The sequence below is a fragment of the Streptomyces sp. NBC_01296 genome (assembly GCF_035984415.1).
In the GTDB taxonomy this organism is placed as follows: Bacteria; Actinomycetota; Actinomycetes; order Streptomycetales; family Streptomycetaceae; genus Streptomyces.
Map to the genome: position 1 here is coordinate 34,872 of NZ_CP130720.1, position 17,722 is coordinate 52,593.

Below are 17,722 nucleotides of genomic sequence, written 5' to 3' on the forward strand. Positions count from 1 at the left end.
GAACTCAGTCCGCCCGCTGCCCCGGGTCGCTGTACTTCAGGTCTTCCGGTGCCACGGGCGCGAAGCCGTGGTCCTCCCACAGCTCGGCCACGATCCGGACAGTCAGATCTGTAGCGAGGGAGCGGAAGGCGTTACGGGTTCCTGGACTCACGAGTTCCCGGCGGGCAGTGACGGTCATGCTCTGAAGATACGAGCAGGCCATGACAAGGTCATGACCTTTTCCGACAAAGGGTCCGTACACCGGTTCGTCCCGGCGCACGTCCCGGCTCTGCCTCACCGCTCCTGGGCGGTCAGGAGGAGGACCAGGGCCGTGGAGCGGGTGGTACCGAGCCCGGTGGCGACCGTCTCGGCGGAGGCGCCCCCCGGCACCGAGCAACGGCCTCTTCGCGCGGAGTGATCAGCCGTGAAGCCTTCCTCGCGGCCTCTGGCCCGGCGTCGGCTACAGGCACCTCGAGGGGCTGACGCAGGAAGGCACGGTCATGTCCGGAGCCAGATCACGAGGGCTGATGGCAGCCGTCCGGTAGGTGCCGTCGGCGTCGCGGATCACTGCGGTGTATGAGGGGGCGAGGCGGGCTCGACTCACCTACCGGCGGGCCCAGATTGTTGGTGCCGTAGCCAGGCTGTCAGTGCTGCCTGAAGCTCGGCGACTTCCCGAGGATCGAGCGTTTGACTCGTGGTGCCGGCGTGCAGGCGCACCCCGGCAGCGGTGACAGTCCAGCCGGGGCCGCGCCGCGGGCCGGAGGTCAGAGCTTGCCCGCCTGTCAGGGTGCGCAGTGCTTCCCGGACGTGTGGGGGGACCGTGGCGGTGCCAGGCGGGAAGGGGGTGCGGGGCCGGGGTGTGATCCCGATCGCCGTGTAGAACGCGGCCAGCGCGTCCTCGAGGGAGCCGGACCCGGCGGGGGCGGCACCCGTGAACTCAGCGATGAGTTCCGGATGCGGGTGCGGGGCGTGGGGGCCGTACGGCTGTGCGTGCAGGGGGTGTTCGTCGGTCTCGAGGCGCACGCATGCGGGTGGGATGAGTTCGCGGGTGTAGCCGCGGCCGATCAGAGCTCGGTAGACCTTGCGCAGCGCGGCGGCCTGACGCGGAACTGGATGGGGGTCGGGGGCGATCGGGGCGTGGGGTTTCGCGGGCCGGGGGGCTATCCCGAGCAGGCCGGTGCTCTGGTGCAGCACGCCGGCCTCGGTCAGTACCAGCGTCGCCTGCCGGCCCTTCGCGTCCGAGCCGAGCCTGAAACCCACCACCATGGTGCCCATCGACACTGTCCTCCCGACGGCCGCCCATCCACCGCAGCCCGCTCCACCACGCTAGCGAGAGCGCAACCGCCGAGGACAAAGTTGTCGATGTTCGACGCCGGCGACGGCCCTTGATGCTAGGCCGCACGCTCGCCGGAGTTCCGAAGCGGCCGAGGACGCCCCGTGACACGGCGGCAGGGAGACAAGAGGTCTACGCACGGCGGCGCCCGGCCGGTCGAAAGCAGCCCGGTCGGCCCCGCCACGGACGCCTCGGGTCCTGGGAGCCCCGGGCACTGGCCTGGGGTGCGGTGTCGGCGGCCGCACGCCGTCCAGGCGGCCACCGACACCCTGACACCGGTCAGTGGTGGCGCCGGCCCCATGACTCGGTGTCGACCGTGCGACCACGGTCATCGCGCAGCGTCGCGGTGTCGGCCCGGTTGTCCCAGACGTAGTCGCGGCGGTTCTGGAACAGATCCGTGCGGGTGTTGTGGCCGGTTCCGGTGTGGATGCGGATCGTGGCACGGCCGTTGATGCGGACGTTGTCGAAGCGATAGCGGTTGCCGTCCGCGTCGCGCAGGGTCCAGCCGCGCAGGTTGACGGCGTCGCGCGTGGTGTTGGTGATCTCCACCCACTCGTTGTTCAGGGAGCGGTTGGAGCGGTCGTCGCGTCCGGGGCTGTCGGCCTGGACCCGGCTGATCTCCACCCGCGGATGCGGCCGGTGGTCACGGTCCTGGGCGGCGGCCGGCAGCGCGGCCGCACCGACGACTGCCCCGGCGGCCAGGACGGTGGCGGCGATACGGCGGGCGGAGGAAGAAGCAGAAGTCATGGGTGATGCTCCCTCAAGAACAGTGCTCCACCAGCCGAAACAGGCTGGCAGAGGCGGTGCGGGTTCCCGGCCCGGATGAGCCGAAGGCCCCACGCTCGACCCGGCACACAACCAGCTGCAGCCCCCGCCGGGGCCGGTTACCGCACCCGGACATTCCCGTCACAGTCGCCTGCACACCACACGCATACCGGTCAGGCGTGGCCCTGACATTCGCTGACCGTCACACCCACCCGCCCCGCCAGCCCCGATCCGGAACGATGCGCTCCGGCGCACCACCCGGCTCACTTCCGACCCGCCTCACCCAACCGGACTAGTTGATCGAGTAACAACCGTTCTGCGGAATTCTTGGTACTCACGCCCAAAGCTGCACGGATCTTCATTTCCCAGAACTGCGCGCGCGCCGGAAGCTCCGCAGGGAGCGGGAACAGGAAGCGTCCGGGGGCGCTGTGGCGACCCTGACCGAGGACGACGTTGCTCAGGGCCGGCCGCGGCCGATGATCCGGTTCGAGCAGCTGCCGGCCGCGGTGGACTCGCCCGACGCTCAAGGGCCGCTCACCGCCGAGGAGGAAGAGACCTGGGAGCTGTGCCAGCGCTCTTTCGCCCAGTACAAGGACGCATGGTTCGTCGCGGCCAGCGCGCTGGACATCTCGCTGCGGGGCCGGCTATGGCGGCGGGACTACGGCACCGCCGAGGCGTTCATCAGGGACGTGGCGGACATGTCGACGTCGAACGCCTACTGGCAGATCGCTGGCGCGCGCATCGCGGCACTGCTGGCCGAGCCGCCGCGCCGCGAACTCGAATCGAACGGTCTGTCCCGCATGCGGGACTCGGACAACGTGCGGGCCTACGTGATCAGCCAGCGCGCGGCCGAGAGTCTGACCCCCATCCGCGAGGACTACGGGGAGGACGCCGCCGCCGAGGCGTACCGGACAGTGGCCGAGGCGACCGGCCGCGACAAGGTCAGCCAGAAGACCATCACCGGCATCGTCAAGCAGTTCCCCCGCAAGGCCGTGGAAGAGCTTGACGCCGAGCAGCGGCGGCATCCGCGAACTCGCGGTGCAGCAGGCCGCCGCCAAGGCACAGCCGGTCGGGCCGGTCGCGGCGTTCGCGGCTACGTAGCCACCGCCGAGGCGTTCGCAGCCAAGACGGCCGGCATGGGGGCCGCGTACGAAGCGGCGGCCGAGGCGGACCCTGCGGAGGCAACGCGGCTGGCGGTGCGGTTGCGGGACCACCTGACGGTATTGGTCGACAACCTGCCGGACGTCTAGTGTTCTGCGCCGGAAATCTCAGGGCTAAGTCTGCGCCTGGTTGCTCGGGTCGGATGGGGTGATCTTGGTGAGGTAGTCGGCGAGGGACTTGAGAATCTCGTCGGCGGTCTTCGTCCAGGTAAAGGGTTTCGGGTCCTCGTTCCAGGTCTCGATCCAGGCCCGGATGTCGTCTTCCAGTGCTTTCACCGAGGTGTGGACTCCGCGGCGGATGAGCTTGTCGGTCAGCAGACCGAACCACCGCTCGACCTGGTTGATCCAGGAGGAGCCTGTGGGCGTGAAGTGGACATGGAAGCGGGGGTGCCTGGCCAGCCACGTCTTGATCTCAGAAGTGTTGTGGGTGGCGTAGTTGTCGCAGACCAGGTGCACGTCGAGCTCGTGGGGCACGGCTTTGTCTATGGTGACCAGGAACTTCTTGAACTCGATCGCGCGATGGCGGCGGTGGAGTTCGCTGATGACGGTTCCGTCCGCGACGTTGAACGCGGCGAAGAGGCTCGTGATGCCGTGCCGCAGGTAGTCGTGGGTGCGTCGTTCGGGCATGCCCGGCATCATCGGCAGCACCGGCTGTGAACGGTCCAGCGCCTGGATCTGGCTCTTCTCATCCACGCATAACACCACTGCCCGTTCCGGCGGGTTGTGATACAAGCCGACGACGTCGACGACCTTCGCCACGAACTGCGGGTCGGTGGACAGCTTGAAGGAATCCTGCAGATGCGGCTTGAGATCGAACCGCTTCCAGATCCGGCCGACCGTCGACTTCGACAGCCCCGTCCGAGCTGCCATCGAGGCCCGCGACCAGTGAGTATCCTTCCCCGGCGTGGACTCCAGCGTCGCCACGATCACGTCTTCGACCTGGTCAAGGAGAATCGAGGGCGGCCGGCCTGGACGGGGCTCATCGACCAGGCCTTCAAGGCGATGGGCGATGAAACGACTGCGCCAGCGGTCGACGGTCGAGGCATCGACACAGAGCTCGACCGCGGCCTGCCTGTTCGTCCCGCCCTCCGCACAACGCAGGACGATCCTCGCCCGCAGAGCCAGAAACTGGGCGGTCTTCGCACGCCGGGCCCACAGGACCAACTGGTTCCGTTCAGCCTCACTCAGAACCAGATCGGCCTTCGGCCTGCCGATTCGGGCGGCATCCTCGAGTCCGGCCATCCCCTCGGCGGCGAACTTCCCGCGCCACTTCCTCACCGTCGCTGCGGTCACACCGACCTTGACCGCCACCTGCGCGTTCGGCACCCCGCCTGCGCACGCCAGCACAATGCGCGCCCGCTCTGCGAACCGCGGCGCCACCGCCCCACTCGCCCAGCGGGACAACTCGGCGTGCTCCTCATTGGACAGGCGGACTTCGACGGCACGAGGACCTGGCGACATGACAACAGGCTACAGACTTAGCCCTGAGATTTCAGGCGCAGAACACTAGCTAGCAGCCGCACCCCAAGACGCCGATAGTGCGTCCTTATCGCCGCGTTGCGAGAGATCGAGCCGCTGGCCAACCTGGAAGAGATGGCGGGCGCATGCCCGCAAGAACACCCCTCATGCCGTGGCCGGAGGCTCGTCATGACTACTCCAGATCCTGAGGCACCGCAGCAGACACTCCTGCTGGATAACTGGGAGGGGTTCAAGGATCCGGCTGCCGGAATCCGATTGGGGCAACTTTGGCTCTCCAGAACCAAATGGCTGCACCGCCGCACGGATACCTACAGGTTTGTTGATGCTAAGACGGTTCACGCCACTACGAGTTTCCATGTAACTATCCCCCAAGATGCTTTGATCTTGAAGGGTGATCCAGGCCAGGACCAATCTGTCGTCCCCCTCATGGTGCTCGATAAATCGGAATTGCAATACGGGTTCCACGTCTGCGACGCGCAAGGGAAAGCACTACCGAGATTGCTCGACGATGAGTGCTATAGGTTGGAATTTCATTTCCTGGAGTTCCTAGCGAAGACCCTATGCGGCGGCCCGATCCCCGATCGCTTGACCGAAGAACTGCGAAACGTTACGAAATCCCACAACTTGAATGGAAGCATCCAGTACAACACGATGATATCCACAGAGTGGGGACTACCTAGAGCTCAAGCGCATAGCCTGTTTAGCGATACCGAAAATGCCCTATCGAAAACCTTCAGAATTTCCTTGAAAGTTCTCATAGGAAGCCATTTTCTATGCGTTCTGGTTCCTGGAGAACCAGGCAAGGAGTGCATGATCGAGGTATCGAATGATGCCCCTTACAAGGTAGAACGCAAATGGTCGACAGCATGGATGCCGCTCCTGGGGTGGGTCGACTGGCCTTTTAAGACCAATGCTCCCGTGGGCGACCCCCGGAGCTATCACTGCGAAGTATGGGTACCTGCTGGCGTGGAGATAAACCCGAGCTCCGTCGGCCTGGTGCCTACGCCTCCTGAGCCTCGTAGTGGCCGCCTCGGCCGATGCTGCTATCACTTGGCAGCTCACAACTTCACTTCAGGAAGAGACTACGAATTGCGCTTGAAGCTCCGGGGGGAACTCCTCGGCTGGCTCTTTGCGACACTCGTAACATGCTTGACAGTACTGGCTCTATTGTGGATAGGAAACTCCCTGGCCGCCGAGCTCGTTAAAGCCAAAACCAGCAAACCCGGAAAAACAGGCTCCGCGGTTCCGGCTCTCAACTTGACGGTACTACTCACTACGATATTCCTAGCCGTTGGGGCTGCCGCCATAACCATATTGGCGAAGTCTTCTACAAGATCTCACGCACTAGAAGATAAAATGCTTGCCGGCGTGCGGGCATTCGCATGGTGCATCCCTCTGGTATGTTTCGTGGCTTCGCTTATCCTTTTCTCCGCTGGCACCAGGGCATGCATGGCACTCGGATTCCACTTGCTCCTCATATTTCAGTGGGCTCTCTTTGGACTGATCGCGTTTCCCTACATAGTCCGCGCCTGGCACAGTCTGAAGTCTCGCGGCAACCCTCCGTGACGACTTTTGGGAATCCCGGGTTCTTCCATCGAGATGGACGTACGTGGGATAGTGAGATTAAGAGGAGGAGGTGTGCTATGTCGCGCCCTACCAGCGCAGAAGGCAGTGTCATCTGGGTGCGCACCTTGGACGGCCGTCAAGTCTGGCCGGACGACGAGGGTCTGAGCGATGAGGCACGCTCTCGCGTTATCGAGCTGCTACGGAAGGCAAGCACGCCTCCCTCCGCCAGCCCTCCACCAGTGCGCCCGGACGCTGAAAGCCCCCGGCGTAGGCCCTGGCGTAAGGGTTAATGCTGCGGTCAGGGGCTCGTGAGCCTGCTGCATGGAGGTGGATGCCCATACCCGCGCCTCGGTGCCTCCCGCCAGGCCCCACCCAATCAAGTTCGATTTCCTTCGAACGATCTGTACCGCATGCGGGACTCGTGCGGGACGCTGCCCCGAGGGCCGATAGGCCCCCGGTGGTCCCGGCACGTCAGATGTCCACTTGTACAGCTTGCACACGCACTCCTCCCCCAGGTCGGCGTACGGCACCCCGTGACGGACCACCCCGCCCGCCGACCGCTACGCGGCGGCGCCCCGCAGGCCAGCCGGCCAGGCCAACGTCACCCGCAGACCGCCCGCCCCTGACCGGAACCGGTCGACCACGCGGACCTCGCCCGGCACCGCCAACGGCCGGCCCCGTACCCGGCGCGGTCAGCCGGCGCACTGATGCCCCGAACTCCCCGGCCGTCACCTCGGCCAGCGCGTCGGCGTCGGTGGCCCAGCCGGACGAGCAGTCCTCGCCGGCCGCGTCGTCGGCCAGGGCCAGCCACGGGTCATCGAGGCGGAACCGGTGCGTGGCACCCCGGGCCCGGCCAGTACCAGCGAGGCTACCGTCGGCCCCGTGGGTACTTCGATCTTGTCGTGGGCGAGGAGCCAGACGACGACCGCGCGGCGCTCGAACTGCGGGTGCACGTCCGTGCCGGCCACCGGGTCGGGGAAATCGGGGTGCCGACGGCGCCAGTTCACGACCGCAGCCCGGCCCACCCTGGCGATCCGCGCCACCTCCGCCAAGAACACCCGGTCACCGCCGGGGGCAACTGGGCGGAGGCCGGCGAGCGGGGAGCGGCGGCCAGCCGTGACGGTGCGCACGGCCCGCCAGTCCACGGAAGGGCGGACCACCTCCAGCAGCGCGATCTCCTGGGCGTCGTACATAGGGGGACCGTGGTCACCCCGCCGTGGTGCTGTAGTCGACGTCCACGGAGGCAACCGGAGACAGCCACCCAAGCCGGCCGGCGATCAGGTCTAAATCCGAACGGCGAACGCCGAGGCGCACCGCGGCCTGGTCCGGGCCGAGGGGCACGTGCCGGTCGAGCAGGGCGGGCAGGTCCCGGCGGCGGGCGAGCGCGGCCACCTGGTCCGGGTGGACGTCGGGGAACTGCGTGTCCCCGCCGAGGTAGACCAGAAGACCGGCCTTAACGAGGTGGCCGACCGCCGCCGCGGTCACCCTCGGCCGGAGAATCGGGAGCGGCACCCCAAGGGCCTCCGTCAGCCGGTCCGCCGCCCACCCCGCCCCCACCGGGCCCCGCAGGGCCGCGCGGACCGCTTCCGGGTCGGCGGCCTCCACCACCGCCCGCGACCACAACCCGCGGCCGGCGTCCGCCGGCGGGACCAGGCCCGAGCCGGCCGCCCACCGCCAGGCCGCCAACGGCACCCGCAGCCGGCGCGCAGCCTGGTTCTCGTCGTACTGCTCCCGTACCGAACGCGCCATGAACCGCACTCCGATCACACATCGGCGGCCCGACGATCGGGCCGCGCCGGAAACATGCCGAAAGATCCCGTTTGATATCAATAGCCCTGATTCTGGGGCGAGTTGGGAGCACACCGCACAAGCCGCCTACGCGTACGCGAGGGCCGGATTCACCCCTGCGGGGGACACGAAGCAGGGCCGGCACCGACTGGCACCGACCCCCAAGAGGCCCGTTCGCCGACGCGCGCCGGGCCGGTCAGCCAGCCGCCGCAGCCGACCCCTGACCGAAAGCCGGGACATCGCCAGCGGTCACGTCCAGACGGATTCGCTGGAACCTCAGCGGGGGCCGGAAAACTCCCAGGTCAACCGCCCGGTCCCCGCTGACCTCCGCCACCAAGTCCGGGCGGACGAGCACCACGTCCAGGACGTCACGGCTCCCCCACGTCGCGGCGAACGTGACGCCCTCCCAGGGATGTCCGGGGTCGACACCGAGCCGCTCAGGTTTGCGCCCTCCCGTCAAGACACGTTCTTCAGGGGCATGACGCTCGCTACCACCAACGCGCCTACTTGAAGTGTGGTCACGCCGCAAAGACAGCGAGACCAGCCAGGAGAACGGCGGCCCTCCAGTGGCCCCGTATCAACCAGCCGCCGGTCGCTCGGGCGCAGCTTGCCCGGCCGATTTCCGGCGGCCTCTATCCGCTATCCGCAAGGAGCACTCATGTCGTATGACCGCCCCAGCCCGACCGCCGCTCAGTCAAAGCGCCGGATCTCGCGCTCCATGATGGTCTTCGCCTCAGCCGCTTTCATCACCGGAGGCATCGCGCTGCCGGCCACTGCGGCGATCGCGCCCCAGACCCAGACCTCTGTCACGAGTCTCCCGTCCGACGGCAGTAACCCCCACCGGCAGCCCGGTGGCGGAGCCTACGGGCCGGACACGTGCATGCCCGGCTACGTCTGGCGTGACAGTTTCGATGGCGACACCCTGTGCGTCACGCCGGCGGCACGACAGAAGGTTCACGACCAGAATCCCCACCGGCAGCCCGGTGGCGGAGCCTACGGGCCGAGCACGTGCAAGCCCGGCTACGTCTGGCGTGAGAAGTTCAAGGGCGACACCCTGTGCGTCACACCGGCAGAACGACAGCAGGCCAAGAACCATGGCAGGGTGATCGACTACGGCACGAACCTCGTTCCCGTGGACGAATAGTTCCCGACGCTTCGACGGTGAAGCCCAGGTCAGGCATAAAGATCAACTGCGCAAGCGGCAACTGGTGGTCCGCGGCGTGCAAGATACTGACTTCGGCTTTTCAAGGTGAGGCTGGTGCGTCGAGGGTGAGGCCGGTGCCAGCTATGAAGCCGTCGAGGGTGTGGGGCCGGTATTGAAGGCGTTTGAGCCGGTTGCGGACGAGTGCTTCGAGGTGGTCGAGTGCCATGACGGCGAGGTTGGCGAGGCTGCGTTTGACGTGTGCCCAGACGCCCTCGACCGGGTTCAGGTCGGGTGAGTAGGCGGGCAGCAGGAAGACCGTCAGCCACTCACGCTCTGCCACAAATTCCTGCATCCTGCGGGAGACGTGGGTGTTGAGCCGGTCCCAGACCAGCACGATCGGCGCCCTGACCAGCTGATGGACTCCGTCGAGCAGAGCGATGAAGTCCCGCTCGCCCATGCTGCGACGTGTTCCTTTGCCGGCGGGGTGGGTCCGCAGGCGGTGACACAGCCGAGTCCGGGAGCCGGGCCGCATCGCGATCAGGCCGGCCACCGACAGCCGTCCCGAGCGGCGACCGCTGACCGTCACGACCGGCGTGATGCCGCGCCGGCCCCAGGTCCGTCCCCGGGGCGGCCGTCGGGTGAAGCCGGCTTCGTCCTCGAAGCAGACGTAGCCCCCGCAGGCCGCCCGGGCCCTTTTACCTCCGCCCAGGTCGCCTCCCGCCACGTGCTCACGGCCTGCTCGTCGCGTTCGGCGACCCGCCGCGCGGGCACCTGTGGGGAGAACCCGAGCCGGTGCATCAACCGGGTGGCACCCGAGACGCTGTAGGAGATGTGGAACTTCCTGACGATCAGCGTGACCACCCTCGAGGCGGTCCACACCTGGTCCTCGACCGAGCCGTGCGCGGCCGGCCCCTCCTCCAGATACACGGCCAGCTTCTCCAGACACCGCGGGGACAGGCGGCACCGTGACCCGCTCGGACCGCGGGAGGCCAGAGCCTGAACACCGCCGTCCCGCCACAACTGGTGCCACTGATAAGCCGACTTCACGCTCACCCGCAGCCGCCGTGCGACTTCCGACGGCTTGACCTTCTGCTCGAACAGTTCAGCCGCCTGCATCCGTACCGTCTCGCGCCGCTGACGTCCTGTCGGAGTCAGCCCGCCCCCATCCGCATATCTCACACACCACGAATACAGTCACCCACCCACACCCATCAGGAACATCGCAACGATTCACCCCAACGAGCTCAAGTCAGTAAAAGGCCGGCGTCATGGACGCCGGCCCCTTGTGGCAAGCCACGCGCCAACGCCGCTCGCCTTGAAAGCTTCGTGAATGTCGTAGCCCGGCGCCGACTCCGCAGCCTGCGCCATCATCGGCTCCACCGGCGGCCTCAACATCACCCACGAAACCGTCCTCCCCCTTCCAGGGTCACCCCGGCCCCGCGCACAGGTCCGGCCTGATGGAGATCTCCCCATAGGGCCGAAACACCAGGTAGACACGGGGGCCAGCACTAGGCCAGAAAACCGAATAGGAGGATCCCCCTCCGAGGAGCAGCGCCATGACCTCCCCCGCCCCGGCCTCCGCGTCCAGACCACAGCCTGTCACCTGGGCCCCCTCACAGACCGGCCCCTGCACCCGGTGCCACCAGCCTTGCTGCCGGTACGGAGTCGGCGGGAACCCCCTTTCTCTTGGGGTGGATCGGCTGTGGTGTGACGTGGTGTGAGGTGGATTCGTTGAGCTCCTGGGACTCGTTCTCGGGGGGTGTGGCTCTGCGGCGGGTTGTTGCACGACTCGAAGCAGGAGTTGCGGATGCGGGCGTTTCCCGTGGTGATGCCGTCCGGGCAGAGGTACTGGACGGTCCTTGATGACGACCTGGAGGTCGTCGCCGTAGCCGATCACTGGTTGCGGAACCTTCGGTTCGGGCGGGACCGGGCCGAGCTGACGACGAAGTCGTACGCCGGTGGGGTCGCCCTGTACCTGAGGTGGTGCAGGTCGACGGGCCGGCAGTGGCCCGAGGCGGGCCGGGATCTGGGCCTGTTCATGGTCTGGCTGAAGTACACCCCGGCCGCCGGGGACGGAGCGGTGCCGGTGGTGCGGCCAGGCCCGGGGGCGGCGCCGGTGCGGGGTGAGCGGCGGATCAATCGGGTGCTGGTCGCGGTGCGGGGGCTGCTGGCGTACGCGGTCACTGCTGGTGAGGCACCGCGTGGGGTGCTGGGGCAGATCTACGAGCTCGCCGACAGCCGGGATCTGCCGGCGGAGGCCACGGGCGAGGACGGGGGCCTGTTCTACCGGCTGCGGCCGGTTCACCGCCTGCGGGAGCCGGTCGTCGAGGTGGACCGGGCGGCCGACGTCGAGCTGGTGGCGATGTTCGTCGCGTGCCGCAGCGCGCGGGACCGCCTGGTCGTGCTGCTGCTCGGGCGGGTGGGGCTGCGGCGTGGGCAGGCCGCGGGGCTGCGGCGCAGCGATGTGCATCTGCTGCCGGACTCGCGGGGGCTGGGCTGCGAGTACCCGGGGGCGCATGTGCATGTGCGGCGGCGGGAGAACTCCAACGGCGCCTGGTCGAAGTCGCGGCATTCGTGGGTGGCGCCGCTGGACTTCCTGACGGTGTCCGCGTTCGACCTCTACTACGAGGAGCGGCACCGTCTGCAGGGGGACGGTGGCAGTGACTTGCTGCTGGTGAACCTGTTCCGTGCTCCGCTGGGGGCGCCGATGTCGCCGGAGGCGATCGGGGAACTGTTCGAGCGGCTCGGGGAGCGGGCGGGACTGGGCCGGCGGGTGGGCCCGCACATGGCGCGAAGGGCGTTCGGGTCGAACGTCGCGGACGCGGGCGGTACGCCGGACGAGGTGCAGGCGCTGCTGGGGCAGCGGAGCCCGTACATGAGGTTCCCCCGAGATGCGGGAAGTGGTGACAGAGGGTCAGATGGGTCTCATGAGAGGAGTCCAGACGATGCCTGCACCGAGGAAATACCCGCGGGAGTTGCGTGAGCGCGCGGTCCGGATGTACCGGACCACCGAGCCGAAGCCGGTGATCCGCCGGATGGCCGAGGAACTCGGCGTGCATCACGAGGCTCTGCGGAACTGGATCCGGCAGGCCGAGGCCGACGCCGGCGAACGGGGAGACCTGCTCACGACCGCCGAGCGTGAGGAACTGGCGGCCCTGCGGAAGGAGAACGTACAGCTCAAGCGGGCGAACGAGGTTCTGCGGACGGCGTCGGCTTTTTTCGCGGCCCAGCTCGACCCGACCCGGCCCAGGTGACAGGACTCCTCGACGAGCACCCGCACCTGGGGGTCGAGCCCGTACTCCGGGAACTCCAGATCCCCTCCTCCACCTACTACCGGTGGCGCCAGGCCGAGACCGAGCCGTGCGAGCGACGCCGTTGGGACGCCGAGCTGACCAGCAGGATCCGTCAGGTCCACGACGAGTCCGGCGGGATCTACGGCTCACCGCGTGTGCACGCCGTCCTCAAGCACGAAGGCACCCGAGTCGGCCGCAAGCGCGTCGAACGTCTCATGCGCCAGGCCGGCCTGGCCGGGATCAGTCCCCGCCGGGGCAAGGGCTTCACCCGACGCGACCCGGACGCCGAGCTCGCTCCTGACCTGGTCGAGCGCGACTTCACCGCGACCGGGCCGAACCGGCTGTGGGTCACCGACCTGACCATGATCACGACGTTGGAGGGCCCGCTGTGGCTCTCCGCGATCCGCGACGCGTTCTCCCGCCGGGTCGTGGCCTGGGAAACCTCTGCCCGCGCGGACGCGGACCTGGTCCTGACCACCCTCGAGTACGCCCTGGCCAGCCGCGAGCCCATCGCTGGCGAGCTCATTCACCATGCGGACCACGGCTGCCAATACACGTCCGTGAAGCTCACAACACGCCTGGTCAGGGCAGGGATCCAGGCATCCATGGGATCGGTCGGCGACTCGTTCGACAACGCCCTCGCAGAGAACCTGTGGATGCTCATCAAGACCGAATGCGTCCGCGGCCGCGTCTTCGCCACACGTGCCGAGGCAAACCTCGCGCTCTTCCAGTATCTCGACGGCTTCTACAACCCCCGCCGCATCCAGAAACGACTCGGCTACCTCAGCCCGATCGAGTACGAGGAAAAGCACTACGCCAACCAGGCAACGACCGAACAAGTGAACCTGAAACCACGTCAACCCGCCCTGACCAGCTAGTCAGCACCTCCCGCACAGCGGGGGAACCTCACTCAGCGGCAGCACGTGCGCGTTGTCGCGGCAACGGTGCCCTCCCTCGCGTGCGCCGCCAACCGCAGATTCGTTCGACCGACTCCTCGCAAGGCTCTACGGCGCATGCTGCTGCTTCCCGGCCGGGGCCGGCAGCGTCGCAGGCCCGAGGTAGGCAAGAAGGCCCGGGATGCCAGGCAGGGCGGGGAGGGGTGGGGCCGCCAGGCCCGGGCGTAGGGAGGTGGGTGCGCGTCGCCTCGTACGAGGACAGCCACAGGCCGGCTGCGCGCAGTGACCCCCATCTCGGCCGGGGTGATGCTGCCGTCGTGGCCACCGGTCTGGCGGGACGCGCAGCCGGAGCGGAACGCGACTCGGACGGCTTCCTCCCCGCTGACGACACATGGGGGGCGAAGCCCTTGGCGGCGGAGTGCCGCGGCCACCCGCCCGAACGCCATCTGGCTCGACCGGCTGCGGGAGACCGCTGCTTCGAGGATTAGATATTGGACGGTCAGGTGAGCGGTCAGCGCCAGCACCAAGGCGGTGACGACGACCGCGCGTGGCCGCGCGGCACCAGCCAGCCACATCAGGCTCAGCGCCGCCGGGAGCGAGAGCAGCGAGTAGGCAGGCAGCAAGAAGCGGGGTGCCGCGTAACCGACCAGGAGCAGGTACGGCACCGCCAGGGACAGTCCGACCACCGTCGGCACAAGGATGAGGGCCGTCTTGCGCGCGCGAGCCGCAGCCACGACGCCGCCTGCAGTGAGCAGCGGCAGAACGAACCACCATGCAGCGGAGAGCGGTTCCCGCAACGGCACATTGCAGGGGCGGCACAGGGTCCGCCCCTGCAGCGCCCGCACATGGTCGTCGAATGCAAGGTGCCATCCGAAATGCCCCTGGATATCGCCCGCACGTCTGAGCCGGGCGGGGAGACCGCCGTAGCGGAGGTACGCCTCGATGACCCATTCAGCGCTGCCGAGGACCGCTCCCGCAACCAGCACGAGCAGCACGGCCGGACGCCGCCACGCCCGAACGGACAACGCGGCACCAAAGAGCGGCAAGAGGAGCCAGAACGCGTCACCCGGCCGCATGAGCGCGGTGAAGGCCACAGCTGCGCCGAGACCGGCCAGCGCCGCACGGTCCGAACGGTCCTGCGCCGCTCTCAGGAAACAGCCAACCGCGATCAGCGCCCCGTACGCGACCCACAGGTTGGGCATGGCCTGCGAGCCGTAGAGCATGGTGATCCACAGGCCAGCGAAGAGCGCACCCGCGAGAGCGGCGACACGGGGAGAGAGGAGCCGACGCCATACGCACATCGACAGCAGGAGACCGGCGCCCGAGAGAACGGCAAGATAGGCGCGGAGCGCCTCCAGCGAATCCGTCAACCCCACTACGGGAGCGACAAGAAAGGAGATGCCACGGGCCCGCGGGGCGCTGAAGAACGCGGCGGGGGCATGCGGGCTGACCTGGCTGACATAGACCGCCTCGTCCCATCCCAGACCCGCCCCCGGCACGACGAGCAACAGCTGGGCAACGGTGTACGCCGCCGCGATGCCAGCGGGCCATTGGACATCGCGAACCATCGCCCGGTATCTGCGGGAGCGGGGCTGCGGTGCCCTCGGGTTGCCCGCTCTGGCTGATGTCTGCGTCACGGCTGGACCCCACTGGTCTGTCGGGAATCGGACCTGGCGTTTGACCACCACGGTGCCGCCGGACAGCAGTCCCCGCCTTCCGCGGTACGGCACTCGGACCAGTGCCTGCAGCCGTCGGCTTGTCGCACGACTGCCCTGGCTGTCACCACATGGGACCGGACCCCTCGTCCCTCTCGCCCACACCAGCCGTGTGCTGCGCACCCGGATGGCCGCCATGCTCGCCTGGCCGGCTACATCCACCACGGCCTGCGCATGACGTCGCGCATCTACCGTGCACGACGTCATTCCTGAGCCAGCTGCCTCCGCCGTGTCGGGTGCCGTGCGTTTCGTAACCTTGATACTGATAGTCCTGTGAGCATGAGCGCGCACCGCCGTCTTAGAAAAATCCTGACTGGTGTAGCGGCCGCCGCAACCGCGGCCGTAGTCCTTGGCGCCTGTGGCTCGGCGCGGCCCGCTTCGGCCCCTGGCGCCAAGACTCCTCCGGCTTCTTCTCGCGTTTCACGGCCGGCCCCGAGCGCGACACCCTTGCCGATTACTCAGAAGCCACACCCGGTCGACTGCCAAAAGACTCAGTGCGTCGCTCTGACCTTCGACGCAGGACCCGGCCCCGACACGACCCGACTGCTGGACATCCTCAAGGCCAAAGGGGTCAACGCGACGTTCTTCCTACTGGGCAAGAATGTGACCCGCCGTCCGGACCTGGTGCGGAGAGAGGCGTCTGAGGGGCACGAGTTGGCCAACCACACCTGGACGCACCGGCTCCTGACCAAGGCATCGGCGGAGGAGACCCGCCACGAGCTCATGCTCCTCCAGGAACGCGTCAAGGAGCTCACCGGCCGGACTCCCACCCTGATGCGTCCACCACGGGGACTGACGAACCCAAGTGTCGCCGAGGTCTGCCGCTCCCTGGGTCTCGCGCAGATCCTGTGGTCCGTCACAGCCAAGGATTACCGCGACCACGATCCCGAGGTCATCACGAGCCGTGTCCTGCAAGGGGCCCAGCGCAACGGGATCATCCTCTTGCACGACGTGTACCCAGGCACTGTTCCCGCCGTGCCCGGGATCATCGACGGTCTGAGGCGGCGCGGCCTCACCCCCGTGACCGTCTCCCAGCTCTTCGCCCCCCACCGACCCGAACCGGGCCAGGCATACTGGAGCGCACCCTCCGCCTGACTTTGGTCCACGAGCAGATCGGTATGGACCGCGGCCAGTGAGGCTGTAGTGGCCGAGCCAGCCAGCTGAGGCACTCGGCGCATAGCCGGTGGCCGGGCTGCGACTTCTGGCCGATGCTGTTGTCATGCATCGAGCGACCTCCCGCACCGTCAGGGCACGGCGGCTGTCGTCCCTCCGGCGGCGGACCCCGGCCGGCGCAACGCCACGGCAGGCGCGTTCCCTCGGCCACGACGTGGCGCCCTGGGCGGCAGCCCTGTCGGCTGTCGCGGCGGCAATCGGTCTGTTCTTCAGCGCCACGGTGGCATCGTCGAGCGTGGACGCTACGCGTAAGCAATTGGAGCGGGACCGGCGGCAGCAGGCCGGACGGGTCAGTTACTGGACCGAGGACGCCAGCGGTATGAGCGAGACGGTGATCGTCGCGAATCGCTCGCTGGACCCGGTCACCCGAGTCGACCTCTGGTTCTATGCGCCGGACGCGGGTGTCGATAAGTACGAATGGGTTTTCATGGGTTTCGATGCCATCCCGCCCTGCACCCGGCTGATCTTCTCCCCTCGTGCCATCGACGACTTCCTGAAGGGCTACGGCATTGCGCAGGGCGGGGCACCGATTCGCGCTGTCCAGTTCTTCGATAGCGACGGGCAGCAGTGGTTGCGCGACCCGGACGGGCTTCGGGCGGCCGAAAACGAGAGGAAGGATGGCGAGGACGTCGGCGTCGCGCCGGCCCGGCAAGAACCAGCCGAGCACTGCGACAAGTGAGGATCGGCCGACGTCCCTTGAAGAGAACCCACACTGGGCCCGGACCGCTGCCGTCAGCGAGGAGCACTCCCCCCGAGCCTGCGTGTGCGGTCGGCGAACAGCGCCCGGCGCCCTCGAACTTCTACTCCAGGGCCAGGCCGCCCGCCAGGACGCCGGGACTGGGGACGGACTCGGCGGCCTGGGCGAGCATCGGCTCAAAGGGAGGGGCCAGGACCCCCGGGGTTGGCCTCCTTCACCGCCGCTCCGGGCCTGGCCCCCAGCGTCACCCGCCGGGCGCGGTCCGGCGCGCCCGATGCGGCCAGAAGGCCCCGCGACGTCAAGCTGCGGGGTGAGCCGGCTTCTGCTGTGACTCTAGGAGCCGGGCGCGGCACTCCTGGCAGAGCGGGTTCTCTGGGGGAGACGGTGTGGCGCGAGGCAGAGGAAAGTCGGTTTGTACAGCTCAGCGGGCGGACCACCAACGCTAGTCGCTGCAACAGGTGCGGTGCCATCGCCGGTTCGGGTGACTCGAAGAACGGTGGGGTGGGGTGCGGGGCGGGCACGACAGCGTGGGGCCGCGACCGGACCCTCGTCCCGGTCGCGGCTCCGCCGCTTCGAGGAGCCGTCGGTGGCTACCGCGGCACCGATGCTGAGGGCGGCCGGGCACCCGCGAACGCATCGGCCGCCACAACGGCCTGTGGCGCGACGTCGTGCTGCTGGAGCGGCGCAGCACCCTGGTGGTGTGAACCGATCCGGGAATTCCGGTTCCCGGCCGG

The 17,722-nt window shown here is 68.1% G+C and carries 16 protein-coding genes and 1 pseudogene; 9 read left to right on the top strand and 8 right to left on the bottom strand.

Features of this window, described 5'->3' with window-relative positions; translation table 11 throughout:
* Positions 1 to 4: 4 nt before the first annotated feature.
* From OG299_RS00175 to OG299_RS00185, 3 genes are all read right to left on the bottom strand, one after another.
* Positions 5 to 178: a hypothetical protein gene (locus tag OG299_RS00175; protein WP_327359919.1), complete on the bottom strand. Its 174-nt coding sequence runs from the start codon at positions 176 to 178 to the stop codon at positions 5 to 7.
* Between the two features lie 401 nt (positions 179 to 579).
* Complete coding sequence (locus tag OG299_RS00180; protein ID WP_327359920.1) at positions 580 to 1,254, bottom strand: hypothetical protein; 675 nt, start codon at positions 1,252 to 1,254, stop codon at positions 580 to 582.
* A 337-nt stretch (positions 1,255 to 1,591) separates the two neighbouring features.
* On the bottom strand, positions 1,592 to 2,059 hold the full coding sequence (locus OG299_RS00185; protein WP_327359922.1) for a lamin tail domain-containing protein: 468 nt from the start codon (positions 2,057 to 2,059) through the stop codon (positions 1,592 to 1,594).
* A 446-nt stretch (positions 2,060 to 2,505) separates the two neighbouring features.
* Between OG299_RS00185 and OG299_RS00190 the strand changes: the two genes are divergently transcribed.
* Positions 2,506 to 3,327, top strand: a complete 822-nt coding sequence (locus OG299_RS00190) for a hypothetical protein (protein WP_327359923.1) — start codon at positions 2,506 to 2,508, stop codon at positions 3,325 to 3,327.
* A 24-nt stretch (positions 3,328 to 3,351) separates the two neighbouring features.
* Here OG299_RS00190 and OG299_RS00195 read toward each other — a convergent pair whose 3' ends face one another.
* Entirely contained in the window at positions 3,352 to 4,698 is a 1,347-nt protein-coding gene (locus tag OG299_RS00195; RefSeq protein WP_327359924.1) for an IS630 family transposase, read from the bottom strand.
* A 186-nt stretch (positions 4,699 to 4,884) separates the two neighbouring features.
* On the opposite strand from OG299_RS00195, the gene OG299_RS00200 reads away from it, so the two are divergent.
* Positions 4,885 to 6,282 carry a hypothetical protein gene (locus OG299_RS00200; RefSeq protein ID WP_327359925.1) on the top strand — a complete coding sequence of 466 codons (1,398 nt, stop codon included), beginning with the start codon at positions 4,885 to 4,887 and terminating at the stop codon, positions 6,280 to 6,282.
* A 728-nt stretch (positions 6,283 to 7,010) separates the two neighbouring features.
* On the opposite strand, the gene OG299_RS00205 is transcribed toward OG299_RS00200, so the two are convergent.
* Together OG299_RS00205 and OG299_RS00210 are read right to left on the bottom strand one after the other, a co-directional pair.
* Complete coding sequence (locus tag OG299_RS00205) at positions 7,011 to 7,475, bottom strand: hypothetical protein (RefSeq protein WP_327364691.1); 465 nt, start codon at positions 7,473 to 7,475, stop codon at positions 7,011 to 7,013.
* A 13-nt stretch (positions 7,476 to 7,488) separates the two neighbouring features.
* Positions 7,489 to 8,031: a hypothetical protein gene (locus tag OG299_RS00210; protein WP_327359926.1), complete on the bottom strand. Its 543-nt coding sequence runs from the start codon at positions 8,029 to 8,031 to the stop codon at positions 7,489 to 7,491.
* A 697-nt stretch (positions 8,032 to 8,728) separates the two neighbouring features.
* Here OG299_RS00210 and OG299_RS00215 point away from each other — a divergent pair.
* Positions 8,729 to 9,214: a hypothetical protein gene (locus OG299_RS00215; protein ID WP_327359927.1), complete on the top strand. Its 486-nt coding sequence runs from the start codon at positions 8,729 to 8,731 to the stop codon at positions 9,212 to 9,214.
* A 100-nt stretch (positions 9,215 to 9,314) separates the two neighbouring features.
* On the opposite strand, the gene OG299_RS42540 is transcribed toward OG299_RS00215, so the two are convergent.
* A protein-coding gene (locus OG299_RS42540; RefSeq protein WP_442817463.1) for an IS630 family transposase occupies positions 9,315 to 10,393 on the bottom strand; the annotation gives its coding sequence in 2 pieces (ribosomal slippage) (positions 9,315 to 9,892 and positions 9,892 to 10,393; 1,080 coding nt in all).
* Positions 10,394 to 11,021: 628 nt separating this feature from the next.
* On the opposite strand from OG299_RS42540, the gene OG299_RS00230 reads away from it, so the two are divergent.
* The 3 genes from OG299_RS00230 to OG299_RS00240 are packed head-to-tail and all read left to right on the top strand — an operon-like array spanning position 11,022 to position 13,385.
* Positions 11,022 to 12,197 (top strand): tyrosine-type recombinase/integrase, encoded by a 1,176-nt coding sequence (locus tag OG299_RS00230; RefSeq protein WP_327359928.1) that lies wholly within the window; start codon positions 11,022 to 11,024, stop codon positions 12,195 to 12,197.
* The gene (locus OG299_RS00235) at positions 12,160 to 12,468 is read left to right on the top strand and encodes a transposase (protein WP_266673879.1); all 309 of its coding nucleotides are present in this window, start codon (positions 12,160 to 12,162) and stop codon (positions 12,466 to 12,468) included. Before OG299_RS00230 ends, OG299_RS00235 begins: the two co-directional genes overlap by 38 nt.
* On the top strand, positions 12,465 to 13,385 hold the full coding sequence (locus OG299_RS00240; RefSeq protein WP_327359929.1) for an IS3 family transposase: 921 nt from the start codon (positions 12,465 to 12,467) through the stop codon (positions 13,383 to 13,385). Before OG299_RS00235 ends, OG299_RS00240 begins: the two co-directional genes overlap by 4 nt.
* A 32-nt stretch (positions 13,386 to 13,417) precedes the next feature.
* Here OG299_RS00240 and OG299_RS00245 read toward each other — a convergent pair whose 3' ends face one another.
* A complete protein-coding gene (locus OG299_RS00245; RefSeq protein ID WP_327359930.1) occupies positions 13,418 to 14,971 on the bottom strand; it encodes a hypothetical protein in 1,554 nt (517 codons plus the stop codon).
* 426 nt (positions 14,972 to 15,397) lie between these two features.
* On the opposite strand from OG299_RS00245, the gene OG299_RS00250 reads away from it, so the two are divergent.
* The 3 genes and pseudogenes from OG299_RS00250 to OG299_RS00260 form a co-directional block, all read left to right on the top strand.
* A complete protein-coding gene (locus tag OG299_RS00250; RefSeq protein ID WP_327359931.1) occupies positions 15,398 to 16,213 on the top strand; it encodes a polysaccharide deacetylase family protein in 816 nt (271 codons plus the stop codon).
* Positions 16,214 to 16,337: 124 nt separating this feature from the next.
* Complete coding sequence (locus OG299_RS00255) at positions 16,338 to 16,970, top strand: hypothetical protein (protein ID WP_327359932.1); 633 nt, start codon at positions 16,338 to 16,340, stop codon at positions 16,968 to 16,970.
* Between the two features lie 638 nt (positions 16,971 to 17,608).
* Positions 17,609 to 17,692: pseudogene (locus OG299_RS00260) on the top strand (GNAT family N-acetyltransferase); the annotation flags it as partial.
* Between the last annotated feature and the right edge of the window lie 30 nt (positions 17,693 to 17,722).